The 26901-nt window shown below is 25.6% G+C and carries 25 protein-coding genes and 1 riboswitch; of the genes, 6 read left to right on the top strand and 19 right to left on the bottom strand.

The window, feature by feature from the left end; all coding sequences use genetic code 11:
- Positions 1-38 precede the first annotated feature (38 nt).
- Positions 39-215, bottom strand: a riboswitch (Lysine riboswitch).
- A 254-nt stretch (positions 216-469) separates the two neighbouring features.
- Positions 470-820: a DUF3221 domain-containing protein gene (locus JNUCC81_RS08820; protein ID WP_454096243.1), complete on the top strand. Its 351-nt coding sequence runs from the start codon at positions 470-472 to the stop codon at positions 818-820.
- A gap of 406 nt (positions 821-1226) precedes the next feature.
- Complete coding sequence (brnQ, locus tag JNUCC81_RS08815; RefSeq protein WP_454096242.1) at positions 1227-2513, top strand: branched-chain amino acid transport system II carrier protein; 1287 nt, start codon at positions 1227-1229, stop codon at positions 2511-2513.
- 114 nt (positions 2514-2627) lie between these two features.
- On the opposite strand, the gene JNUCC81_RS08810 is transcribed toward brnQ, so the two are convergent.
- The 13 genes from JNUCC81_RS08810 to JNUCC81_RS08750 form a co-directional block, all read right to left on the bottom strand.
- The gene (locus tag JNUCC81_RS08810) at positions 2628-3593 is read right to left on the bottom strand and encodes an arsenic resistance protein (protein ID WP_454096241.1); all 966 of its coding nucleotides are present in this window, start codon (positions 3591-3593) and stop codon (positions 2628-2630) included.
- Positions 3594-3771: 178 nt separating this feature from the next.
- The gene (gene zupT, locus JNUCC81_RS08805) at positions 3772-4575 is read right to left on the bottom strand and encodes a zinc transporter ZupT (RefSeq protein ID WP_454096240.1); all 804 of its coding nucleotides are present in this window, start codon (positions 4573-4575) and stop codon (positions 3772-3774) included.
- A 410-nt stretch (positions 4576-4985) separates the two neighbouring features.
- Positions 4986-5642 carry an HAD family hydrolase gene (locus tag JNUCC81_RS08800; RefSeq protein ID WP_454096239.1) on the bottom strand — a complete coding sequence of 219 codons (657 nt, stop codon included), beginning with the start codon at positions 5640-5642 and terminating at the stop codon, positions 4986-4988.
- A gap of 133 nt (positions 5643-5775) precedes the next feature.
- Positions 5776-5931 (bottom strand): hypothetical protein, encoded by a 156-nt coding sequence (locus JNUCC81_RS08795; RefSeq protein WP_454096238.1) that lies wholly within the window; start codon positions 5929-5931, stop codon positions 5776-5778.
- Between the two features lie 141 nt (positions 5932-6072).
- Positions 6073-6534, bottom strand: coding sequence for a DUF1905 domain-containing protein (locus tag JNUCC81_RS08790; protein ID WP_454096237.1), 462 nt, complete (start codon positions 6532-6534; stop codon positions 6073-6075).
- Between the two features lie 53 nt (positions 6535-6587).
- Complete coding sequence (locus JNUCC81_RS08785; protein ID WP_454096236.1) at positions 6588-7304, bottom strand: DUF3298 and DUF4163 domain-containing protein; 717 nt, start codon at positions 7302-7304, stop codon at positions 6588-6590.
- Between the two features lie 104 nt (positions 7305-7408).
- On the bottom strand, positions 7409-7939 hold the full coding sequence (locus JNUCC81_RS08780; RefSeq protein WP_454096235.1) for a hypothetical protein: 531 nt from the start codon (positions 7937-7939) through the stop codon (positions 7409-7411).
- 113 nt (positions 7940-8052) lie between these two features.
- Positions 8053-8247, bottom strand: a complete 195-nt coding sequence (locus JNUCC81_RS08775) for a (2Fe-2S)-binding protein (RefSeq protein WP_208331726.1) — start codon at positions 8245-8247, stop codon at positions 8053-8055.
- A 382-nt stretch (positions 8248-8629) separates the two neighbouring features.
- Positions 8630-9907, bottom strand: coding sequence for a GIY-YIG nuclease family protein (locus tag JNUCC81_RS08770; RefSeq protein ID WP_454096234.1), 1278 nt, complete (start codon positions 9905-9907; stop codon positions 8630-8632).
- A 401-nt stretch (positions 9908-10308) separates the two neighbouring features.
- Positions 10309-11559, bottom strand: coding sequence for a GTPase HflX (gene hflX / locus JNUCC81_RS08765; RefSeq protein WP_454096233.1), 1251 nt, complete (start codon positions 11557-11559; stop codon positions 10309-10311).
- A gap of 701 nt (positions 11560-12260) precedes the next feature.
- Entirely contained in the window at positions 12261-12422 is a 162-nt protein-coding gene (locus tag JNUCC81_RS08760; RefSeq protein WP_454096232.1) for a hypothetical protein, read from the bottom strand.
- Between the two features lie 205 nt (positions 12423-12627).
- Entirely contained in the window at positions 12628-13149 is a 522-nt protein-coding gene (locus tag JNUCC81_RS08755) for a cob(I)yrinic acid a,c-diamide adenosyltransferase (RefSeq protein ID WP_208331730.1), read from the bottom strand.
- Positions 13150-13161: 12 nt separating this feature from the next.
- A complete protein-coding gene (locus tag JNUCC81_RS08750) occupies positions 13162-13530 on the bottom strand; it encodes a hypothetical protein (RefSeq protein WP_454096231.1) in 369 nt (122 codons plus the stop codon).
- Positions 13531-13671: 141 nt separating this feature from the next.
- Here JNUCC81_RS08750 and JNUCC81_RS08745 point away from each other — a divergent pair, with 141 nt between their 5' ends.
- On the top strand, positions 13672-13884 hold the full coding sequence (locus JNUCC81_RS08745; RefSeq protein ID WP_454096230.1) for a cold-shock protein: 213 nt from the start codon (positions 13672-13674) through the stop codon (positions 13882-13884).
- 146 nt (positions 13885-14030) lie between these two features.
- Entirely contained in the window at positions 14031-14369 is a 339-nt protein-coding gene (locus JNUCC81_RS08740; protein WP_454096229.1) for a phage holin family protein, read from the top strand.
- Between the two features lie 51 nt (positions 14370-14420).
- Here JNUCC81_RS08740 and JNUCC81_RS08735 read toward each other — a convergent pair whose 3' ends face one another.
- Positions 14421-16421: a GTP-binding protein gene (locus tag JNUCC81_RS08735; RefSeq protein ID WP_454096228.1), complete on the bottom strand. Its 2001-nt coding sequence runs from the start codon at positions 16419-16421 to the stop codon at positions 14421-14423.
- Positions 16422-16819: 398 nt separating this feature from the next.
- Here JNUCC81_RS08735 and JNUCC81_RS08730 point away from each other — a divergent pair, with 398 nt between their 5' ends.
- Both JNUCC81_RS08730 and JNUCC81_RS08725 read left to right on the top strand, forming a co-directional pair.
- On the top strand, positions 16820-18160 hold the full coding sequence (locus JNUCC81_RS08730) for an APC family permease (protein ID WP_454096227.1): 1341 nt from the start codon (positions 16820-16822) through the stop codon (positions 18158-18160).
- Positions 18161-18488: 328 nt separating this feature from the next.
- The gene (locus tag JNUCC81_RS08725; protein ID WP_454096226.1) at positions 18489-19163 is read left to right on the top strand and encodes a Crp/Fnr family transcriptional regulator; all 675 of its coding nucleotides are present in this window, start codon (positions 18489-18491) and stop codon (positions 19161-19163) included.
- 68 nt (positions 19164-19231) lie between these two features.
- Here JNUCC81_RS08725 and JNUCC81_RS08720 read toward each other — a convergent pair whose 3' ends face one another.
- The 5 genes from JNUCC81_RS08720 to JNUCC81_RS08700 all read right to left on the bottom strand — a co-directional run bounded on the left by JNUCC81_RS08720 (position 19232) and on the right by JNUCC81_RS08700 (position 26643).
- A complete protein-coding gene (locus JNUCC81_RS08720; RefSeq protein ID WP_454096225.1) occupies positions 19232-20044 on the bottom strand; it encodes an ABC transporter permease subunit in 813 nt (270 codons plus the stop codon).
- A 6-nt stretch (positions 20045-20050) separates the two neighbouring features.
- A complete protein-coding gene (locus JNUCC81_RS08715; protein WP_454096224.1) occupies positions 20051-20935 on the bottom strand; it encodes an ABC transporter ATP-binding protein in 885 nt (294 codons plus the stop codon).
- Positions 20936-21313: 378 nt separating this feature from the next.
- Positions 21314-24160, bottom strand: coding sequence for a sialidase domain-containing protein (locus JNUCC81_RS08710; protein ID WP_454096223.1), 2847 nt, complete (start codon positions 24158-24160; stop codon positions 21314-21316).
- 272 nt (positions 24161-24432) lie between these two features.
- The gene (locus JNUCC81_RS08705) at positions 24433-25254 is read right to left on the bottom strand and encodes a hypothetical protein (protein ID WP_454096222.1); all 822 of its coding nucleotides are present in this window, start codon (positions 25252-25254) and stop codon (positions 24433-24435) included.
- Positions 25255-25365: 111 nt separating this feature from the next.
- On the bottom strand, positions 25366-26643 hold the full coding sequence (locus JNUCC81_RS08700; RefSeq protein ID WP_454096221.1) for a 4Fe-4S dicluster domain-containing protein: 1278 nt from the start codon (positions 26641-26643) through the stop codon (positions 25366-25368).
- Positions 26644-26901: the final 258 nt, after the last annotated feature.

Raw genomic sequence — 26901 nt, 5'->3', positions numbered from 1 at the left:
ATATAAATATCATAAATAATAAACCACTATTATGATTCCTCAAATGTAGCTCAACACAAATTAAATTTGTGACAGTGATGCATATATTTTATACATCCCCAGGTATATAACTTTAAAGCATAGGTTATATCCTTCGGCGATAATTCCTTTTCTAATAAATCATTGTGCTTACCTCATTATTAGTACTCATAAGTACCGCGACCTCTACAGTATCTATTTAGTTTTCGTTTTTCTTAAAAAGATTATACTCTTTAGTTTTTTATTGTGCAATATTTAATGTTATTTTTAATATTTTTTATTATATTTATTCATTCATATATGTTCTCCATAAATTTATTAAATTAATCATCAAATTTGTTATAGATTTATTACCGCCTGAAATTCATATATAAAAAGTGTACATGTCTTATTGTAAATAACAATATACTATTATTAAGAGTTTTAATTAATTTATTTGGGGGATTTAAAAATGAAAAAAATTTTACTACTTTTGTCCATAATATCACTATTTACAGTTGGTTGTTCTTCTGATAATAACCAAGGAAAAATTGATATAAGAGGAAAAGTAACGTCTATAAATATAGATGAAGATAATTCAACGCTACTTGTAGAAGGTAAATTAGAAGATGATACAAATTACGATGAGGCATACGTTAATATAACTAAAGATACAAAGATTCAAAAATATGATATGGATAATTCATTTGATTTTTCTGAATTAGAGTTAGGTTTTATTGTTGAAGTAACATTTAAAGGCTCTGTAAAAGAAACCTCTCCTGTACAAGGGACTGCTCAAACCCTTAAGATCATTAGTGAATAGTTAATATATACACACTATAAAAGTATAATTAAGTTAACTTTTTTTGAAAATTTGTCTTGCATTTTAAAGATTTACTATATATAATAGGTTTTAACAAATAAAAATTAAATCTGTATTAAAAAAATAAGGAGTTTTAAGATGATAAAAAATATGAACTTGACTAATATATCAAAACTTAATATATTTTATTTTAGCTATTATAGTTAAGTTTGTATTTATGATGAATATATAAATCATGGATACAAACTAAATTGTTTGTATCTATGATGGCTAAAATTAATTTGTTATGCAAATTGCCACATAGATAGACACTATGTGGTTTTTATAATCCTAGGCCTTTAAAAGCCACATAGTGAATGTACTATGTGGCTTTTTTATATTAAAAATAAAGAAAAGAGGAAAGACTATGAAAAAATTTAAAGATATAATTATTGTTGGTTTTGCATTATTTTCACTATTATTTGGAGCTGGAAACTTAATTTTCCCCCCCTACATAGGAGTAACCTCGGGTAGTCAATGGTTAATCAGTTTCTTGGGTTTCTTATTTGCTGATGTTGGGATTATAATACTTTCAATTATATCAGTTGCAAAAGCTGGATCTTACCAAGCAGTTGTTCAAAAAGCTGGTAAGAAGTTTGGATTTAGTTTAGAAGTTATAATGATGCTTTGTCTTGGACCTATTTTAGTTGTTCCAAGAACAGCTGCTACAACTTTTGAAATGAGTATACAGCCATTATTTAGCTCTATTAATCCAATTATTTTCTCAGTATTATTTTTTACATTGACACTTTTATTAACTATAAGACCCACTAAAGTAATGGATATCATAGGGAAATTTTTAACACCTGTATTACTAATCACCCTAGCTATCTTAATAATAAAAGGAATTGCCTCACCTATTGGAAATTTAAATACTAATATAAATAATAATAGCTTATTCTCACATGGAATTACTCAAGGTTACCAAACTATGGGTGCACTTGGAGTAGGTGGAGTTGTAGCTCTTGTAATGTCATCATTTTTAGATAAAGGATACAATAATACTTCTAGCATAAAACTTACTATAAAAGCAGCTTTATTAGCAGCTGCAGGGCTTATACTAGTATATAGTGGATTAGCATACTTAGGTGCTACTGCTTCTAATATATATGATTCAAATATATCACAAACAACTTTATTAGTTAATATTTCAAATATGCTTCTAGGAAATACTGGATCATTAATACTTGCTGTAGTTGTTGCTTTTGCATGCCTTACTACATCAATTGGATTAACTTCTGTTACTGGTAAATACTTTGAATATATTACTAATAAAAAGTTAAAATATGAGTACATCGTTGTTTTTATCTGTGCATTTAGTACAATAGTTTCAAACTTCGGAGTTGATAAAATAATTTCTATTTCAATTCCTATACTTACAGTTATTTATCCAATATCATTGGTTCTAGTTATAATGAGTTTCTTAAAAAATCTTTTGAATAAAGATGAGATTTACAAAGGTGCAGCTTATGCAACTCTTTTAACTAGCTTACTTACAGTTATTGATAGCTTAAACTTAGGTTTAAATATAGACTTTATTCATAAGCTACCTTTTTCAAGTCTTGGATTCAACTGGGTAGTACCTGCTATAATAGGAGGATTTTTAGGTTTTATTTTAAGTACTAAAATAGAATTTAATAAAGCTAAGGTATAATTTTAATTCTATAAACTTTTCATAAGCTAAAAAAGGCCATAGATTCTATATAGAGACTATGGCCTTTTTCTAAATTATATTATTTATTTGTATAAAACTTATATAAATTTAAATCTATGCCACCTGCTCTTTTTCTCTTATATTTAGTAATACTTTAGATATTAAAAATAGCATAGGAAGTTCTATCAATGGTCCAATTATAAGCGCTAACGATATTAATGGCTTATCAGGAAATGTTGCTACTGCTATTGCAAGTGCTATTGGAGAATTTCTAGCTAGTGTAGTCAAGTTTAATGATACATTATCCTCATAAGTTAAATTTATTATTTTTCCAACAAATCTTCCTGCTATGAAATTTATTAAGAAAAATAATAATATAGGAACTAATAGTATTAATAAAATTTGAAGATTTTCTAAAAGTACCTTACCTTGTGATGCAAACATTGCTACTATCGCTAAGTTTAAAAAATATCCTTGATAATCACACGCTTTGCAAGTCAACTTATCTTCAAATTTTTCAATTCCTATTTTACTTATAGCAACCTTCCTAAATATAATAGCTAATGTAAGTGGTACTAATAAGCTATATATAACTCCTTTAGCTAAACTTACAATATTTATACTTACACTAGTTCCTCCTATTATAAAAATATAAAGTGGCAATAACACTAATTGAAGTACTAAATTAAGTGGTAAAACAGATGATCCTAAGGCAACATTACCTTTTGAAATACCTGTAAATATTAAATACCAATCAGTGCATGGAGTTACCATAAGCATAACAAATCCTATTAAAGTTTCTGGTTGATTGTTTAAAAATAACCTACCTAAAATAAATACAATAATTGGAGTCCAAATAAAATTCATAACTACAGATGCTATTGTAAATTTAACGTTCTTAAAAGATTTTCCTACTTCTTTTAATGGTATTTGTATGAAAACCAAAAATAGCATTATCATTAATGCAGGCATTATTAAATACTCTGCGTATCTTTGGAATATATTAATTTGACCTAGTATAATACCTATTGCGACCATTATCAAAATTATAAAACTTTGAAATTTATTTATATTATCCATCTTATTCTCCTTTGTATAATAATTTTCATATGATATAAATTATCACTTCTCATAAAATTATATCACAGTATTTTTCTACTTTCATTAAAATTAGAAATTAAACTAATTTTGATAAGATAAATACTATAACTGGTAGCTTAAATAAATACTTTACAAAACAGATAAAAGTTTTTATAAACTACTTCATAAATAGTAATAAACTTACTGCCATAACAGCCATACCAGCTACCAATCCATAAATAGAAAGATGATCTTCTCCATACTCTCTAGATAATGGTAACAACTCGTCTAAAGATATAAATACCATAATACCTGCAACACCTGCAAACAATATTCCAAATACAACATCATTCATAATAGGCATCAATAATAAATATCCAACTAATGCTCCAATAGGTTCAGCAAGACCTGAGACGAAAGAATACATAAATGCTTTTTTCTTATCTCCTGTTGCATAATAAATAGGTACAGATACAGAAATTCCTTCTGGGATATTATGTATTGCAATAGCTACAACAATAGGAATAGCTATCGTTGGATCTTGTAATGCAGATATAAATGTAGCTAACCCTTCTGGAAAGTTATGAATTCCTATTGCAATAGCTGTAAAAATACCGGTTCTCATTAACCTGTTTTCTGATATAGTTAAATTTTCTACCTGCGAAATATTTTTTATTTCATGAGGATTGCTCTCTTTTGGGATTAATTTATCTATTAAAGCAATTGAAAGAATTCCTCCAAAAAAACCTAAAATAGTTATACCTGTTCCCAACTTATCTCCAAAAGGAACAACAAGAGAATCCTTTGCTTTTGCAAATATTTCTATCATAGATACATAAATCATTACACCAGCTGAAAAACCTAGGCTAATTGATAAAAACTTAGTATTTGTTTTTTTTGAGAAAAATGCAATACAACTTCCTATTCCTGTAGATAACCCCGCAATAATAGTCAACACAAAGGCAAAAACAATATTTTCCATTTTACTACCTCCATTTATACTCTTTTAGCATAACTTTATGCTATATTGTTTTATTTTTTAATTTAATATAATAATAACTTATTTTTTATTAATTGTAAATAATAATCATTTTCAATTAAGTAAAATAATTTACTATTATAATCTAATTTTTTAAGTTTTGCTAATCCGAATTGTTCAAATCAAACTTTAAAAGATATATTGCATAAACATTTACGGTTTATTACAAACCAAACTCTATCTAGATTGAATTGGAAGGGTGCAATTGAAAGATATGATAAAGGTAAAGAACATATGATTAATTTTGCTGATATACTTTCTGATAGTATAATTAAGTAATTCACGAAGAAATTCAAATAGTTATCAAATAAAAAAGTACTTTCTTCTAAAAGATAAGTACTTTTTTATTATATCTAAAGTTTTATAATACTAGTAATTTCACTTGGATGGTTAACTATGTACTTTGGATTAAATTCCTCTAACTCTTCTCTATCTCTAAATCCCCAAGTTACTCCTATAGTATCAACGCCTGCTCTTATTCCTGTTTTCATATCTGTATCTGTATCACCAATGTATAAGCACTCACTTCTATTTATACCTAGGTTATCAAGAATCTTTATAACGCCTTCTTTATCAGGCTTTCTCCTAATTCCTTCTTGTTCTCCAGCTACTATATCAAAGTATTCTTCACCAAATATTTTCTCTACATTTTCAATAGTTCTTTCGTGAGGTTTATTAGAAAGTACTGCTATTTTAAGATTATTTTCTTTTATGTAATTTAACATATCTTTAATTCCATCATAAGCCTTAACTTCATGTAGACAATGAACTTCAAAATATTTCATATAAGTAATCAATGCATCTTCATAATTTACTAACTTAGTGTCTCCACATTCCTTTAATGCCCTTTCAATTAATACTTTATATCCATCTCCAACTAGATGTTTGTATCTGTCTTCACCTATTGGTCCTAAATTATATTTTTTAAGCGTAAGATTTGTAGTGTATGAAATTGCTTTAATTGAATCAACTAATGTACCATCTAAATCAAATATACAACATTTATACATATTTATTCTCCTTTTATTTTTTATATAATATTATTATAATATTTTTTTTAGTAAATAGTAATAAAAAATAGAACATACATTATATGCTCTATTTTTTATTACTATTTATTTTAAATATAAGTCATAATTTCACTTAAATTTTTTCTAGTAATTTTTCTAATAATTTTTTCTTTAACTGTTCAGTTAAGTTGCTGTTAGATTTTTTAGTCGCATTTTTACCTTTAAAATTTGTTTTTTTATTTTGTTTTAATTTATTATTAGCATTATTTTTACTACTTTTTTTAGTCATGCATATCCCTCAATTCTTTGAATATATGTTCTAATGTATAAATATGCATAATCTTATCTAAAGTTGACAATTGAAATTTTATAAATAAAAAAATTGTATAAAAAAGTATGTTTTTCCACAAACATACTCTTTTTATATCACTTATTTTATCTTTATTTTTTCTTCTAATTTTATAACAGCTTCATGTATTCTTTTTTCTCTAGTTTCAATTTTTTTAGCACTAGTTATCCATTGTAAATACTTACGTTTACAAGAATATGATAACGAATTATAAAATTCAAGTGCTTTTTCATTTTTTTCAAGTCCATCTTTAAAGTCATTTGGTAATTCTATTGCTCGAATCTCTTCATCTTTTTCTATTTCAACAAATACAGAATCTCCTACTTCTTTGCCTATATTTTTTCTTACTTCTTTAGTTAAACCTATCATATAACATGGAAGTCCCATCTTTACAATAGACCCTCTATATTCAAATCCATCAAATTTAGCTTTTACTTTTACTCTTTTAGCCTTAAATTCTTTTTCTACATCAAAAGGTATCTCTATATAAGTAGCATCTTTTCCATCATGTTTTTGTATTGTTGCTTCAAATTTGTAGCTCATAGAATGTCTCCTTGCAATTTATTATCTAAATGTTATTATATCATAGTTTTATCTTAGCTTTTGCAGATATACTTGTTATTAAAATATTTACCAAACTCATCAAATGTTAATTTAAATTTCGGTATTCCTACATAGTATGGAGCTATCTCATATAAACTAAAATATACTACTAGTCCGTCATTTTCTATATAAAACTGTTGATTATCACTAATTCCAGCGAATTTACCTTCATCCTGAAAATATAGTTCTTTATTTTTATTTATATTTTCTTTTATAAATGTATCTACTATTTCTTTATAGTCTATACCTTTTTTAAACATGTCTGATAATTTTAATCGTTTACCATCTCTTAAGTCATAGTTATACGAATCTAAATAAGTCATACCATGAGCTCCTCCAGTAAACTCATACTTTTGTATGGGAATACTTATTGTATGGCTTATATTATATGTTACTTTATAATCTACAATTAATTCATATTGATATTTAATATACTCTTCTTTAGATTTTGACAATACATTTATATACTCTTTTTCGTATTCCTTAGATTGTCTCTTTATCTCATTTTTATATTTCATAATATCATTATATATAGTTTGATTTATTCTATTAATAATTTCGATATTATAAAATGATGTATTAAAATAAGTTGCAAATGGTATTAAAATAGGATAGCTTATATTATATTTAAAGAACTCACTTTCTTTACTTATGCTTTGTCTATATATATACAGTGGATTATTTATGCAAGGTCTATAGTTATTATCCATTGTTATCCCTCCCTTATATTACTTACTATTTACTATATAATATGTGTTATGAAGCAATAGTGGGTACAATAAAAAAGGAAATAGTTTTAACTATTTCCTTTTTCCTATTTAAAATCTTTTATATTATTTTCTATACTTAAATATTGAAGTATACTTTGAAGTGGTAATTTTCTACTTTCTATCGCTAAGCCAAATTGCTCAAAAGCTTTATTAGTATCTTCACCATAAGTTTTTATTATTCCTTGTTCTAATTCATTTATATGGATATATATATATTCTTTTAAATCTTCAATTGTTTTTAAATTATTTATCTCTTCTCCACGTAATACATGTTTGAATATCTCAAATCCTTCTCCTTTTGCTCCCCATATGAAAATTCTAAATGTTATTAAAGATTTTTCTAGATATATTCCTGTACTTATAGAATTCATTTCATTTATATTTTCATATAAATGTTGATTAAAATCTATAAATCCACCATTTGATATCTCATGTGTTTTTTGATCACTGTATTCTATGTTATTTTTTACTATATTTTCATGAAAGTTTGTATATCCATTACTTTGAATTAATATTTCTACAAGTTTTGTAGGTTGTACAGATATTTTATCTTTGCTTAAAAAATGAATTTGCATTATGTTCTCCTTTAATCCTATATTATCCTATATTTCTATTTTAATACTTTATGTCGAATTTGCCTACAATAAAAATTAAATTTTAACTTCAAGTAACTTTTATACTTTATTAATTATTTTATATATAATCTGTTTAAGAGTACTTTTAATACGGTTAATTCTGCTTTACTTTTACATCTACCACAAGCTTCTCCAAATTTAGTTTCTCTTCTTACGTCGTCTACACTCATGCATCCCTTTAATTTGGCATCTTTTATATCTTTTACAGTTACATTAAAGCATCCACATATTCTATCGTCTTCTTTCATAATAGCCTCCACATTTTATTAAATATCTTATAATATAGTAATATACCCATTAATTATTAATATAAAAATATATGTTAACGGCTAGAATAAATATTTTTAGATAATATAAAAGAGTATCTTTAAAATTGATACTCTTTTATATTATTTTTCGTTACTTTTATTTTCATTTAATTGTTCTTTAGTTAATATTTTCTTTCTAGAAATTAATGTATTGCATTCCATGCAAAAATAACTTGTACTTCCTCAACCATCTATAGTTTGTAGTTTTTTTCTGCAGTTTGGACAATAGTATTCTTTAGTCATAATATCACCCCTTGGTATATTATTTCATACATTAATACATACTTCAATATACATTGTTATTCTTTAATTATATATTTTTTTAATAAGATTTTTCTGGATCAAATTTTTCCTTCCATATTTCTTCTAACATTTTTAAGTCCTCTTTAAACTCTTTCGTACTTTGTCCCTCTTTCATATCTATTTCTTCTAAGATTTCAAAAGTAAATTTATCTGCACCAAATTCTTTTACATCCTTTTCCACTTTCATATGTGTTCCAGAACCTGTTTTCTTAAAAAAATTAAATCTATTCTCAGCACTTTTTAAATCTATATCATTTACTAAAAGATATTTTTCATTAACTACATTAGTTATTTTATACACTCCCCCTGATATACTACGTTCTTTATATTCAAGGATAGCTTCTTTTCTACTCTTTTTATTTTCTTTCATCTTTTCATTCTCCTCATTATTTATACTTTCATTTATGTTCTTTTTCTTATTTCTACTTTTAGTTACGTTATAACAATTTCTACACGACGGGCTACAGTACTTTTCTTTTTCACTTTTTGCTATAAATACATTCTTACAATGTTCACAACGCTTTATTGTATTATTTTTATCTGTAACTGCAAATGAGTAAATTATTTCTATCGCTGTTTTTAAAGAGTCAAAATCCCACTCTATATACGGATTATCTAAAACACCAATTGTCATTCCAATTTTCTCAGCTTTAAATTTACCAGCCATTATTGTTACACTTTCTGTCAAGTTTATATTTTTATAAATTAATATTTGATTTATATGGGTTGCAATAGTTTTAGCAAAATCTATTATCCATTCTAATTTTTCACAGTAAAATCTAGAAAATACTAAATCTAATACAAGTGGTCTTTTACCATAAAATTTAGGTGAGTCTTCTGCTTTAAATAATGTCATATGCTTTCCTAATTTTCTTAAATAAACTTCATCTTCATTTGCAAAAGGTGTAAATAAGCTAAGGTACTTATCTTCATCCATTATTTTTTCATTAGTTTTTAAATGATTATTATCTGTAAGTAATACTTTTGATTCTCCTATAATATTTCTATTATAAACACTAGATGTTATTATTCCTAATAATCCATACTCTTTTACAAAATTTAATATCATATCATTTATAACATCTTTATCAATTTCTTTATCTAATGCGTTGTCTCCAATTTTTATTAAATCAAAAATCAAATCATTTGACTTATCAAATGGATTATAAATGGTAAATATTGAATTTTCTTTTGGAACTATGTAATCTGATCCATTTTCATCACTTTTTATTTCATAATCGCTATATCTTATCCAATCAGTTCTAAATTGACCTATTAAATTAATATTATTTTTCATCTTTATACTTACCCACCTTTTTTGTAATAGTTTAACGGCATTAATGTATTAACATAATAACTTTTAATATGTATTTTGTCAATTATTTTTAAACGTAAATATTTTTAGAATTATTTCAATATACAAGACATTGTAAATTTAGGGTATCATTATAACTTTCGAAATTATACTTTTATATTCACTTTTATTTTGACCTTGTTTTTATAATCTATTATTGATGTATTCTAAAAATCACTATATATTATAAATAACAAAATAATCAAACTGTAATATGTATATATGTTTTTATTATTACAATCTAACTCAGAAAAAAGGTACTAAAATATAAAGTTATTTTAGTACCTTTTTAAAATTTAAATAAATTACAATAATATTTATAAGTAATTTATTTCATTATATATTTAATTTAATATTAGATAGTTTTTATATCTATCATAGTCTTGCTTACTACATTCAATATTTAATATAGTTCCCTCATCTGTATAATTTGTATTGATTATACTCGTATATTCATTTAAGTAAGCTACTATTTCCCCCTCATTATAAGGGATTAATACCTTACACGTTATATAATCTTTAAATACTTTTTTGCATATACTCTCTATCAATTCTTCTATTCCTATACCAGATTTAGCTGATATATATATACCTCTATCAGAAGGTATATATAATTTCATTAAATCTACTTTATTGTAAGCATAGATTACAGGTATATGCTCTGCACCTATTTGCTTTAATGTTTCATTAGTAACATCAATATGGCTTTCATAATTAGGGTTAGAAATATCAATTACATGAATTAATAGGTCAGCCTCACAAACTTCTTCTAGTGTAGATCTAAATGCCTTAACTAAATCATGAGGTAAATCACTTACAAATCCAACTGTGTCTGACAATAAAAACTCCTTATTATCAGGAAGCTTTATATGTCTTACATAAGTTTCTAGTGTTGCAAATAACATGTCTTTTTCAAAAACTTTTTTATCATCATTATCTTTAAATCTATTTATTAATTCATTCATAACTGATGACTTCCCTGCATTGGTATATCCTACTAATGCTATACTTGGGATATTAGATTTATTTCTTTTATTTCTCTGTATATTTCTTTGATGCTTTAAAGTTTCAAGTTCTTTATTCAAAACTGCTATTTTATCCTCAATTTTTCTACGGTCAAGCTCTAATTTAGTTTCCCCTACTCCTTTATTTTTAGTTCCTACCCCTCCACTTTGACGACCTAAATTTTCATTTGCTCCAATTAGTCTTGGTAGTAAATACTTAAGTCTTGCTACTTCTACTTGTAGTTTAGCTTCTCTAGTTTTTGCTCTTTGTGCAAAAATATCTAGTATTAAAGATGTTCTATCTAAAACTTGACACTTTAATTTTGACTCAATATTTCTTAATTGAGATGAAGACAATTCATTATTAAATATTACTACTTCAGCTTCTAAAGTTTCTATTATATTTGATAATTCGTCAATCTTTCCACTTCCTATATAATAGGTTGGATTAACTTGTTTTGAATTTTGAACAATTGATCCTACCGATTCTATATCACATGCTAAAGCTAAATTTTCAAGTTCAATCATTGATTCATCAAAATTATTTTTATTATTTATATTAACCCCTACTAATATTCCTTTTACTTTCATATACATAATCTCCTTTTATTTACTATTTAATTTATAAATAGGACGGGATTATGACTATTTTTATACGTTTATATATTGTATAAATTTTATTTTTTCTAATTTAGCCACAATCCGTGCGCTATCCTCTTAATCTTATATAAAATATACCTACTCTAGTATTCATTTTTACACCTCCTTATTTCGGTTATTTATAGCATAAAAACACCCTGAAACACTTCTAGTGCTCCAGGGTATTTTTATTAAAATATAATCCTATATAATTATATAGTTTTATATTTTGAGTCAGAGCAACATATATTAGATTTATTGAATATTCTAAATAAATTTTTCATATATATCACTCCTCTTTAACCGATTAATTATGTCTTAATTATAGTTTATTTTAAAATAATTGTAAATGTATTTATTTACATTTTTTATATTATTACTTTAGAGTTTTAATAAATATAATTTTTTTATTTTTATTATACCATTATAGTTATCAAATTTTAAAAGTTGAAGCTAGAAAAAATAACAATACAATAAGATTCATGTTTATACCTAAATCAATAACGGCTAATGGCTTTAATGGATATATTTTAAGTTGTAATGGTCAAGGTCTTAATTAAAAAAATATAAAAGCACTTAATTTCTTGAATTATCTACCAAGAATTAAGTGCTTTCTTATTATTTTAATTTTAAACAATTAATTTGTTATACACCTATAGTACTACACATTTACCTCCACATTCAAAACATATAGAATCTGGCTTTTCTTCTTTACTTATTTGCACAGATATAGATTTACATTTTTCACATTTAAGTTTAAATATTTTTCCGCTTTTTAATAATGGATCTATTAACTCATTCTTTTTGTTTCCCATTCTAAATTTCCCTCTTAACTATATTTTTATAATATATAACATATTTTAACATATTTTTTATTTTTCAAAAATTTATATTTGTAATATATTTTATCTTTTTTAATATAATAAAATATAGATATTGATATATTCCTGTTATTATTTTATAAAAAACACCATTTACAATTGTAAATGGTGTTTTTAGTTTATTGATAAATTGTTATTTCTAAAATTCCATAGGAATCAATTTTTCTTCATTATATCTTGCTATAGCATATAAAGTATCAGATAATCTATTTACATATTTTATTAAAAGTGGATTTATTTCTTCTACTTTGCTAAGAGTTATTATTCTTCTTTCTGCTCTTCTGCATATAGTTCTTGCAACATGTAGATTTGCTGAAACTAAACTTGTTCCTGGTATTATAAATGCATTTATATCTTCTGTCTTGTTTGTATATTCATCTATTATGTTTTCTAATGTCTTTATATCTTCTTCTGACACTAATTTTTTTAATTTATTTTTATTTTGAGTAGCTAGTTCAGCTGAAACAGAAAATAGTTCTTTTTGTATTTCAAATAATACCTTTTTATCTTTTTGTCTTGCATGATTTATACAAAGCCCTATGTATGAGTTTAATTCATCTAAAGTACCATAAGATTCTACCCTTATGCTATCTTTATCTACCCTACTTCCATCGTATAGTGACGTTTGTCCTTTATCCCCTGTTTTTGTATATATTTTCATAATATCACCTCATTAATGTTTTATATTTATAATTTCTTTTTTATCTAAATCATATATTGCCTTTTGGTTACAATAATTTCCTATTTGAATAGCATCATTTTTAGATTTACTAACTACTGATATATCTAAATTTAGCTTTCCTTTATCAAACCATCCTCCTATATATAATTTATGATTTCTACCATTTATCTTTATACATCTGTTAAAGAAAACATATTCAATTATTTGATTGGTGTCCATACCTATATTTATTAAAGGAGTTATACTTATTATATACCCATATTTTGGATTGTCAAGCTTACCATTTTCATCTATAGCTATAGTAAAATCTTTATTATTTTTTATATAATTATTTACACAATCTATAAGTTCTATATACAATTAAAACACCTACTTATTATTTTAGTTATAAATATAATATATTCTCATAATTTTACTATTATTAATCTTTGCATATATACAAATACTATGATAGAAAATACATTAATATTTTTAATATAGATTTGAAAGGAGCCTTATTTTATGGCTAATTATAACGGAACAGTTAAATGGTTTGACTTGGAAAGGGGATATGGTTTTATATCATCAGATGATGGGGAAGATATTTTTGTTCATTATTCTCATATAAAAGAAGATGGGCATAATAAAGATTTACATCAGGGTCAACTAGTTACATTTGACATAGTTCAAGCTGATAAAGGTCCATCTGCTATTAATGTTCATAAGTTTAATTAATAAAAAATGTAGATACTATATAGTATCTACATTTTTTATTAATTAAGGCTATTTATTTTTATTTTGTATAATTTTTCACCTTAGTATAAAATATAATTTTATAGCTATATAATAAAATTATATTACAATTGAAAGGGGATTAAAAAATGAAAAAAGTATCATTATTTATTGTAGTTAATGCTATATCTTTATATCTAGTATCACACTTAATGGATAGTATGTATATAAGTTCTTTTAAATCATTATTAATATTAACATTAATATTTGGTTTACTTAACTTAACAATCAAGCCATTAATACAATTTTTTTCACTTCCTATAACTTTTTTAACTTTGGGATTGTTTTCTCTAGTTATTAATGCAGTTGTTTTAAAACTAGCATTTATGATAGTTCCTGGAGTTAACCTATATGGTTTTATAAGTGCAATAGGTGCTTCTATACTGTTATCAATTGCTAATACTATACTGTATAATGTATTAGATTAAATCTATTGTATGATATAAATAAAATAAAAAGCTACTAATTTTAGTAGCTTTTTATTTTAAACAATGCATATTTTCTTTAACATCACTACCCTGTATAATATATGCTTGACCTTTTGAACAAAATATTGAATTTGAAGTATACTCACTATCTGCATCTTTATCATAGTTTTTTCTTTCTATTACTTCTTCACTATTATGACATACATCATATCCATCATATATAAAACTGATACTTCCACTACCTTTACTAAAAGTTATAAGTTCTAAGCTATAATCCATAAATGTTGCGACAGGTCCCCTTCCTTCTACTATTGCAATATTGTAAGTCATAATAGGTGGTTCAAATTGCCCATTCATTTTAGATATATCTGACAGTACCCGTCCAATATAGTTTAAATCTACTTCTATTTTAAATTTATAGTATGGTTCAAGGATAATATTTTCACTACATTCTAATCCTTGTCTTAAAGCTCTAAGCGTTGCTTGCCTAAAGTCACCACCGCTAGTATGTTTATTATGAGCTCTACCTGTAATAAGTGTTATTTTTAAATCTGTAAGATTATATCCTGCAAGTATTCCCCTATGCTCTTTTTCAAATATGTGAGTTTTTATAAGATTTTGATGCCCTATACTTATGTCATCAATATGAGCTTTACTTTCAAAAATCATTTTAGAATTTCTAGGTCCTGGCTCTATTAATAAATGTACTTCTGCATAATGCCCTAATGGCTCAAAATGACCATACCCTATTGATTTATCTTTTATAGTTTCTTTATATAAAATTTCACATGGTCCAAATTCAACTTCTATATTAAATCTATCCCTAACTATTTCTTTTAATATCTCTAATTGAATTTTCCCCATTACATGTATATGTATTTCTTTAAGTTGTTCATCCCATAATACATTTAAAGCAGGCTCCTCTAAGTTTAATAAAGCAAGAGCATTTAATACATCTTTTATATTTAAATAACTGTCAAATATAACCTTTGATTTTAGTGCAGGCGTTATTTCAAATTTATTTTGATTATTATATAATTTGTTTATATATTTTATATTGGTATTTAATTCTACTAGGTAATCTCCTGAATTTATATTTGTAAGTCCTGATACTGTAAAAATATCTCCAGCACTTACTTCATTTACTACATCAAATTTATTTGAATTATAAATTCTTATAGTATTTATTTTTTCATTTATTATTTCTTCTTTGTTTTTATACGAGACTTCATTCTTAACTTGTAGCTTACCTTGTAAGGCTTTTATATAAGTTACTCTATTTTTATTTTCATCATGTTTTACCTTATATACTTTGCCTATAAATTTATCGCTATATTTATATGATGTATACGTTAAAAAATCCAATTTTTCTATAAATTCTAATATACCTATATCATTGAGTGCTGATCCTTTTAGCAGTGGGTAAATTTTATTATTTTTTATCATTTCTTTAAAATTTTCTAACCATAAATCATGCTCATAGTTATCATATAAATACATTTCAAAAAGATTATCATCCCTTTCTGCTATAAATTCTATAAGTTCTTTATTCATATCAGCTTTATTCTTATTTAATATAAAGTTTTCATTTATATCTATTACATCGATTGTTAAGCTATTTTGTATATCATTTATTACTTCATCTACATTTGCACCTTCTCTGTCTACTTTGTTTACAAAAAATATTGTAGGTACTTTATACTTTTTTAATAATCTAAATACTGTTTTAGTATGTGATTGAATTTTTTCAACAGCACTTATTATCACTACTGCATAATCCATTATACATATAGATCTTTCCATGTCTGGAGAAAAATCTATATGTCCAGGTGTATCTATAATAAAGTACTTTGAGTTATTATATTTAAAAACTCCTTGTTCTGAAAATATTGTAATTCCTCTTTGTCTTTCTATATTATGGTTGTCTAAAAATGTATTTTTAGAATCAACTCTTCCTCTACTTCTAATACTATTAGTATGGTATAATACTTGCTCGCAAAAGGTTGTTTTCCCTGCATCTACATGAGCTAGCACCCCTATTGTTTTATTCATTTTTCACCTCATATTCTTTATTTATAAATTAAATAATATTTATAGTTTTTTATATAAATTTTAATGTTATGAATTTAAGTATTATTTAATTACTTTTCTTTATTTTATTATATAAATTAGTTAATTTCTATATTTACTTAATTATTAATATATAAGATACAAGATTAATTTTAAATTAAGTTATTTAAATAAATTATTTACTAAAATTTTATTTATGTTATAATTTTATATTACTTACATTTTTAACCATTAATAATTTTAATAGCAATCATTTGAAATCTTTGTCGAAAATTTAATTTATTTTAAAATAAAATGTTGTATTAATTTTAAAAAAAGTTATAATGGTTCTTGCGCCAAAAATAATTTTAGTAAAACTTAATAAGAAAGGATTCAAAACTATGGGAAATAAAAACCTTCAAAAAAATCTTGGATTTGCTGCTGCACTATCAACAGTTGTTGGTATGGTTATCGGTGGTGGTGTATTTTTTAAGCCACAAGCAGTATATGAATTAACTGGTGGAGCACCAGGTCTTGGTATTATAGCATGGATATTGGCCGGAGTTATGACAATAACTGCAGGGCTTACTGCTGCAGAAATTTCAGCTGCAATACCGAAAACAGGTGGAATGATGGTATATATAGAAGAAATATATGGTAAAAAATTAGGATTTTTAACAGGTTGGATGCAATCTGTATTATTTTTCCCAGCAACAATAGCTGCCATATCAGTTATGTTCGGGCAACAATCTGCTATTTTGCTTGGAAATCAAAATTTAGTAATTCCAATGACTGTAGGAGTAATTTTATTAGTAGGAGGACTAAATACTTTAGGTTCTAAGACAAGTGGATCTATTCAAACTATTTCAACAGTTTGTAAATTAATACCTCTTATACTAATAATGATATTCGGTTTTATAAAAGGTGGAGGAAATAATCCAATAATGACTCCCCTTGTTGCAGAAAATCTTAAACCAACAAGTATAATAGGACAATTATTAGTAGCAATATTATTCGCCTATGATGGTTGGATAAATGTTGGAGCTATAGCTGGAGAAATGAAAGATCCAGGAAAAGACTTACCAAAAGCTATAATAGGCGGATTAACATTAGTTATGGCAGTTTACTTAGTTATAAACTTAGCTTATCTTTGGGTATTACCAGCAAACGAACTTGCTAACTTTGCATCACCTGCTGCTGCTGTTGCAGAAGTGATATTTGGTAAAATGGGTGGTAAATTGATAACTATGGGTATATTAATATCTGTATTTGGATGTATTAATGGATATTTATTAACTGGTCCAAGAATCGCTTATACATTATCTCAACAAAAAACTTTACCAGCATTTTTAGGTAAATTAAATAAATATGATGTTCCAGCTAACTCAACAATGGTTATGGCTTCACTTGCTGCATTATATGCATTATCCGGACAATTTAACTTACTAAGTGATTTATCTATGTTTGCTATATGGTCATTTTATGTATTAACATTTATAGGTGTAATAAAACTTAGAAAAACTCATCCTAATTTACATAGACCGTATAAAGTTCCACTATACCCAGTAATTCCTGCAATTGCAATAGCAAGTGGATTATTCGTAGTCATAGATCAATTATTCCTTGCTGGAGTAAAAAGTACTATGATGTCTTTAGGAGGAGTTTTAATAACTCTTATCGGTATCCCAGTTTATAACTATATGATTAATAAAAATCAAAATAGCATAGATAAAGCTGCATAATTATATAAAAAAAGTTATATGTAATATTTTGACATTATATATAACTTTTTTATATTTTCTACTAACTATATAAGCTTCTACACTTATTAAATTTCTATATTCTTATTTATACCCCCTATTATTTATATAAAATACTATATTTTTTCATATATTATATAAATATAATACTATTTATATTTCCAAATAATTCAACTTCATTTAATATATACTTTAGTGTATTACTTATAAATGGTATATTATTTATAGTAATACAATTTTTCATTCAATATTGGATTAATAATTGCTAGTTAGTATTTTGGTTTGTTATAACCCTAAAGGAGGAAATATTATGGCTGATATAGATAAAAAATCTCTCTTGCAAGAAAATTTACCATTCTTTGATAAATTAAATTCAGATGAAATTAAAAAATTAATTGATAAAAGTACAATAGTTAAGTATCAAAAAGGAGAACTTATTTATGGTAAGAATTCTTCATGTACAGGTATATTAATAAACATTTATGGCCAATTTAGAATATTTATATCTTCTCAATCAGGTAGAGAGATAACTTTATTTAAACTATTAGATAGAGATGTGTGTGTATTATCTGCTTCATGTGTTTTTAAAAATATAACTTATGATATAAATCTTGAGGCAGAATTAGATTCCTTGGCAATTGTTATAGATAGTACTTTTATAAAAAAACTATCTGAAACCAATAATTATGTATTAAGCTTTTTACTTAATTTAACTCAAGATAAACTTTCAGAAACCCTATCTTTAATTGAAAAAACTATATTTTTTAGTTTAGAAAATAGAGTTGCTAATTTTTTAATAATTGAACATAATCTTACTAATTCAGATGTAATTTATGCAACGCATGAAAATATAGCTAATAATTTAGGTTCTGCTAGAGAAGCTGTTTCTCGTATACTAAAAAAGTTTGAAAAAGACAATTTGTTAGAAATATCTCGAGGTAAAATCAAATTATTAGATTTAAAAAGTCTAGAAAATATCAAATAATACAAAAAATCATCCTAATATAATTATATATTAGGATGATTTTTTATATTATTTGATCTAAAATATTTCTATATTTTCATATCTTTTTTACTGTAAACAATATAACTTAATGCTATAGATACCATTATTATAAAAATTCCGATTATAACAAAAATAGTGTCAAATCCATTTTTTAAAATATCGCTTGGTACATAATAATCAAATGGTGATAAATACTTAAACCATTCAAAACTATCCTTTAGTCTCCCTACCATTCCTAAAAAATAAGTAATAAAGAATATTGAAATAGCAATAGATATTGAACTTTTATCAGACTTTATTAATGATGATATTAATAAACCTACTGCCATAAATATATACCCAAGCAGTAATATTGCGCTAAATAATAATTTAATATTAATAATTAAATCTATACCTTTAATATTATGAGGCTTTACAATATACGAAATTCCTATAGTAAGGACGCATGTAATAATAATATATATAAAATATATAGCTACTATTGAACATAACTTATATGTAATTATTTTACTTCTTTTTATAGGTTTTGAATATAAAAACTCAATCGTACCTTCACTTTCTTCTCTTATAAGAGCGTTAACACCTAAAATAGCACCATATATAGCACTTGCCATTGCAATATATTGAATTGCATAGCTTAAATAGTCAAATATATTTGTAAAATCAGTTGCCTCAATATTTAGTGCCTTTAGTAAATCTATTGGAAGCGCACTCATTTTATCAATTACAAGTTCTTTCATACCACTACTTTCCATGCTAGGAAAAATCGACATAAATAATATAATTAGACCACTACAAACAATCGACCAGATAATGCATGATTTTAATAGTCGTTTAAATTCAAATTTAAATATATTCATACTCCTCTACATCTCCTCATTTTCATAATAATTTAAAAATACATCTTCAAGATTTTCTTTTTCTATTAATAATTCCTCTACTTTATATCTGCTAATTTCTTTTACAAGTGTATCTATTTCTTTTGAATATATAAATGTATATAGATTGTTTTCTTTGTTTAAAATCTTGTCTGATAATTTTAATATATCGCATTCTTTAATCTCTTCACTCTTTAAAGTTACTTTTAGTTTAAGTTTATTTGTAGCTTTTTCTATTTCAAGTATATCTACAATATATCCATCTTTTATTACAGCAACTCTATCACATAAATTTTGAACTTCTACTAAATTATGAGATGATAAAAACACGGTATTTCCCTTTTCTTTTTCCTTCATTAACAAGTTAAAAAGCCTTTTTTGCATTAATGGATCTAGACCATTTGTTGGTTCATCTAGTATTAAAAGTTTTGGATTATGAATTAAAGCTTGAGCAATAGATACTTTCTTTTTATTTCCTAAGCTTAATTCTCTCATTTTTTTATTCATATCTAATTCTAATTCATTGCAAATTTTATCTGTATCTTTCTTGTTTATATTAGGATAAAAACTTTGTGAATATTCAATCATATCTTTAACTTTAATATCATCATAATATCTAACTTCACTAGGAACGTATCCTATATACTCTTTTATTTTATCACTATCTTTAACTATATCCATATTAAAAATACTAGCATTTCCACTACTTGGATATATGAAATTTAATAAAGTTTTTATAGTGGTTGATTTCCCTGCACCATTAGGACCTATAAAACCAAATATTTCACCTTCTTTAACTGAAATATTAATATTTTGTATACCTCTATTTTTACCATAACTTTTAGTTAAGTTTTTCGTTTCTATTATATTCACTCTAATCCCTCCTATTTTGTTTATCGCATATATCATTTATTACTTTTATATTAGACAAGTCAAACCAATTAAATATTTTTGAGCTTGCTATAAACATCCCTAGTAAACTTATATAATGAATAGTCGTTCTTATAAATACAGGTATTTTAAGTACTTTATTATAATTGTATAATATGTATTGAAGAAAAACTATTACTATCGCTAATAATAATAACGAATTAATCTTTCTTCATTTTCTAATAAAATCACCTTTATAATCTCTTTTATTTACAAATAGTATATGTCTTATTTATTACTAATACAAACGTTTAAGACTAAGCTGCAAAAAAGGGCTAGTCTATAATTTGAGACAGCCCCTTTAATACTTCTAATTTAAATTTATTTTTTAATATCTATACTTGGTGATATTTCTACCTCTTGATTTATTGTTGTTATCTTATTAAGTACATTTATTATTTCCATGCTTTGATTAGGTTTTACAATTAAAGTATAATTTCCAACTTCAATATCACTTGGTATAGCACCTACGAAAGTAGCCTCATTAGCACTATTATAACCTATCATATTAAATTCTACTTCTTTATTACCAAGTTTAACTGTTATGTTTCTATCTCCCATTATACTTACATTTTGGTTAAACTTTAAGTTTACTTTTAATTCGTCTCCTGGTTTATAAGACTCCTTTTGATCTACAATATATACTTTCTCTAATTTTGCTGGTTTTGTATCTTTTTCTAAATTGAATTTTAAATAATCTAAATTCATTTCAGTATAAGACATTTCTCTAACATCAGTTCCTTCATAGAATAGTCCTATATTTCCATTTGAAAGCTCCGTTAAGCAAGAATATGCAAAGTATCCTGGCTTAACTAATTTTTTGTATTTCCACTTAATATCGTATTTAGGTTCTCCATTTTCATAAGTTCCATTTTCTGATATTAAACCTATTCTTACTGTACCATCAATTCTATTTCTTGGTTCTGCATCTGGATTTGAAAATATTAATGCATCTTTTCCATCTATTTTTTGACTATAATTTATTACACTTAATTGGCAATATGGTTCTCTTATATTAGTTTCTTCAACTATATCATCTTCCCATGTAGCTCCACCATCAAAACTTGTAGCTATCCTTACATATCTACCTGGGTCATTTCTCATAAACAATTTTAGTTGACCATTTGGCATTTCTACAACTTGGCACTCTGTTAATTGATTTCCTCTTGTTTGAGTTTGAGCATTACCAACTTGACCATTTCCCATATCTCTTCCATCTGTTGCAGTTTCACCTATTTCCCATGTTTTCCCCTTATCATCACTATATATAACAGCACTTGATTGGAATCCTGCTGCATTAGTTAGATATACTGGGAATACAAGTCTTCCTGCATATTTTCCATTTTCTATTTGATGACCTCTACCTGGGCCTGTACCTAAAAATTTCATCCAATCTGCTTTAACATCTTTATTAAGATCCATTGGCCTACTCCAAGTCTTCCCATCATCATCACTATATATTAATGATAGGAAGCTTGTTCCCATTACTTTTAATGGACTTGTACTAGTTAATACATTATCTACTTTATTACTATTTCTATATAAATTCTGATCTTCATCAAGAGTATACTCAGTTACGATACCCTTATTATCATACACTTTCCCTTCTTCTCTCACTGTGTATTCATTATTATTTGCATCACGCAGTAATAAGTATCTTTGACCATCTATTTCTTTATATCCACTTCCTGGTTTAGCTTCATGAAAACCATATCCTGACGCAAAATGAGTTACTAATAAGAATATCCTTCCAGTTTCATTATCTTGAACTATTGCAGTATCTATTGCTGATGCCTTATCCGGATAATCTAATATTATTTTAGATTCTTCCCAAGTTTTTCCACCATCTTCGCTTCTTCTTATTGCAGTATCTATATTATTTGGTGCATCCCCTCCATGTGGTTTTCTAGCATCTATTGATGCTAAAACTGTACCTGCTTTAGTAGTATATAGTGCTGGTATTCTATAAGCATTTGAATTTAAATCTCCTGGCTTAAATAAATCTTGTTTTTCAGATTTATATGCATTTTCAGGAAGATAGTCATCTTCTGAAGGTATATTAGTTTCAGAAGTCTTTTTAACAAGGTAATTATCTGAAATTGATTCACTATATATATCTATAAAATCTATATCTCCATTAAATGGGTATTGATTTCCAGTTAATCTTGGTGTTTTACCTATAAAAGCAGAGTTTATTCCAACTATATCACTTAAAAATTTAGTATCATTAGCATTTTCTTTTTTAATTAATTTTCCATTTAAATATAAAGTGTAAGATTTATCTTTTTCTACTTTAAATGCAATTGTATTAAATCCTTCATTTAAAACGGCATCTCCAAAAATGTGTTTATTTAATCCTGTACTTTCATTTCTTATTTCAACACCCACTTTAGCTCCTGATTTATACAGATGAAAATGTGAGTAATCTCTATTTTTATTTGATATACCTATTAAACTAGCTAAATTCTTATTACTTCCCTTAAATCTAGCTACAATAGTTCCTTCTTCTAAATTTTTTAATTCATCTATTTTATCTGATATATCTACAGCTTGAGAATTTGAAGCTATTCTTATATTTTCATATGATTTTATTTTATTAGCTTCCTTAGATTGTTTATATATATTAACTTCAGATACAGATGCAAATCCTCCTACTCCTTCTAATGCAGTAATTTTTATTTCATCTGCTTCTACTGCCTTATCTAAAGTTACTATTTTTGTGGTGTTATCCTCTGACCATCTTCCACTTGATATAAGAGTTTCTTTTCCATCATTTATAGCATGAATTTCATATTTTGTTATAATCCCATTATTTTGAGATTTTCTTGGGCTAACTTTTATAGTACTAACTAATGCTTTTTCTCCTAAGTTCACTGTTATTCCTTGAGGAAGTTTTGCACTTTTATCCCATGGTGTATGCCACATTGTATCTGAATTCCCATCTAAAACTTTATCTGCTCCTTCCCCTGGTTGAGCAGATGTATGAGTAGCTGTCATTTTAGATTGTAAAATTTCTTCTTCTACTATTGCATTTCTATTTTTTGTATTGCTACTTTCAGCTATTGAAACTATAGAGTCTTTACCTTTATCTGTAGCTAAAACTACAGATGAACTGTTTCCTATAATTAAAGCTACTGCCATACTAATTGCAATCGTTTTCCTATTCATTTTAAAATCCTCCTGTGTATTTTTTTATAGTAATTTAGATGAGTATATTTCTATATAAATATGGTTCTACCTTTTACACTACTTTCCTTTTTATTTCTGAAATTTTTTTTCGTATTATATATAGTTTTTATAATTAAAAGTCATTTCAATATAAAAACAATTACTAAAACATTGATTATACTTATTTTCATGCAATTTTTTTTCATTAGAATTAATTTTTAGTTAATAAAAAAATCCCCATAGATGAAAAGTATCATCTACGAAGATTTTATTTAAATATCATCATTATTTATTTCTCTAGGCCATGAAAGTAAACTTTTCCTAGATATTTTTAGATTCTTTTCATCTGGGAAATATAAATCACAAAAATAATTATGATAGTTCGCTGTCCATACATATTTGTCCCAAACTTTTGTATTTTTTTTATGTATTAGTAACATTTCTTCTATTTTATCTCTATGTCTAATTAAAAGTTCAAGTTGTATTCTTTCAAACTCATATTCGTTATTACATTCTGTATAGTATTTAAATATTGTATTTAAATAATTTAAAAACCACTGTCCATCATTATCTATAAGTATCATATTATTTTGTGGTGCAACATCATAGTAATTTATATATTTCTGTAATTTTTTTACAGTTTTATCATCTAAAATAATTCTTGGATAACAAGCAAGTTTACTTTCTGTATTATGAGCATCTAAAAGTGCCGGCCCAAAAACTATATCATCATTTATATAAAAATTCCCTACACTTATTCCACCTCTTACAAACAATCCTTCTAAAGCTAAGTTAAATTGATATTCAGATACATTTTCTAGTATCTCATCTAATTCTTCTTCTCCATCACCGGTTATCGGATAAGCAACAACCATATTATCAGTAAATATTTTTATCTTACCATGGCTATATTTATTTGGAATAATGCACTGCTTGTTTTTATTTATTAAGTAGTTAATTTCTCTAAGTAGACTATTTCCATATCCATCTTCACAAGAATCTACTATCATTTGCGAAAAACCTAATATATCTATTGCACATACAATAGAATTAACTAATCTTGGATTATCCTGATCATATTTTTGTACATTCATTTAAACACATCCTTACTTACATCTTAAATTATTTACTCATTTTATCTAATAATAACTTAATTTTTGTATAAAAAAAAGACCCATATAGGATCTTTTTTATAATAAATTTTATTAATGTTTAATTTTTATACTTAATAACCTATCCAAGTAGTTCGACTTTAATTGTTCATTAGCTAAGGCTCTTTTAGATGGTTCTAATTCTAAAATTGCAGATAATATAGCACCCATAGCTCTATGGCTAGTTAATGCGTTATTATCGAATATAAGGTTTTGCAATTGACCTTTTTCTATTGCCATAAGAACTGATCTATGTACTGAATTTGCTGGTGTAATTATTTTTTCTGGTCTTTTTCTTAACATTATACTATTTTTAAAGCAATTTCTAACACATACTCCACAACCTAAACATCTATTTTCATCTACTTTTATGTAAATTTTATCATTATCTTTAGCTATACTTATTGCATCTACTGGACATACTTTTATACATTTACCACAGCTTACACAACTTTCATTATTTATATTAGGTATAAAGCTTGTTGTTTGTACAGGATGTAAATTACCAAATCTTTTAGCCGCAACTAAAGCTTCACAACAACATCCACAACAGTTACATATAAATGTTACTCCATCTCTTACATTTTCCCCACATTGAACTAGATTATTTTCATAAGCTTGATGAAGTAATTCTTTACACTCTGATGCATCTATTCTTCTTGCAAACTTATTATTTATTAAAGAATTTGCTACATTATTAAAAGTCATGCATATATCCATAGGAGCATCACAAGCCTTTCCTACATGTTCCATTCTATGTCTACAATAACACATACTTATTCCAATATGGCTAGCTTCTTCTATTATATGTGTTGCTCTTTCATAATCTAGTATTGTTACTTCATTATCATTAGTTAAAACTTCTTCTTGTACAAAAGTTCTTCCTAGTTTAGTCTCTGTTGAGTAAAATAAGTCTTTTATAAAGTCTTCTTCTACATTCATATATTGATAGTAAAGCTCTGCAAGAAGTTTTTGATCTATATCTTTCCTTGTTCTCATCATAGCAAACTCAAAAAAACCTGCCATTGGTGGTGGCATTATGTATTTTTTACCTTTTTTATCTTCTATATCAAGTAATAAAGCCTTCTTCGCTAAATTATCTAATATTTTATATGCTTCGCTTTCACTTACACTCCATATTTTTGATGCTGCTTTTACTCTAAATGGTTTTATTGGAAGTTGTGCTACTAATTCAGCTTCTTTCTCTGTAAATAACACACTTAATATCTTATATAAAGTCTCTGAAGGTGGTGCACCTTGCGGAAACTTATTTATTCTTTCTTCTAAACTTTTGTATGCATTTTTTGCATTTATATGAGAGATTTTAATCACCTTCCTTATAATTTAATTATATACATACTAATATTTATACAAACTCCTATTACCTACTTTTAATTTTATCATAATTTCAAATAAAAATATACCAACGATAAAACTAACCTTGATTAATTTTTAAACACTTATAGTATTGCATTTTATCTTAATTTGTACCTGTTTGTTTATTTTTACAAATAAAAAAACATAGTAAGTACTATGTCTAAAATATCCCCTATCCACCCTCGCTTATTCTAAATTAACACTCGGTAATAA

Source organism: Faecalimicrobium sp. JNUCC 81, assembly GCF_053667625.1.
This window is presented reverse-complemented; position numbering and strand designations above follow the sequence as displayed.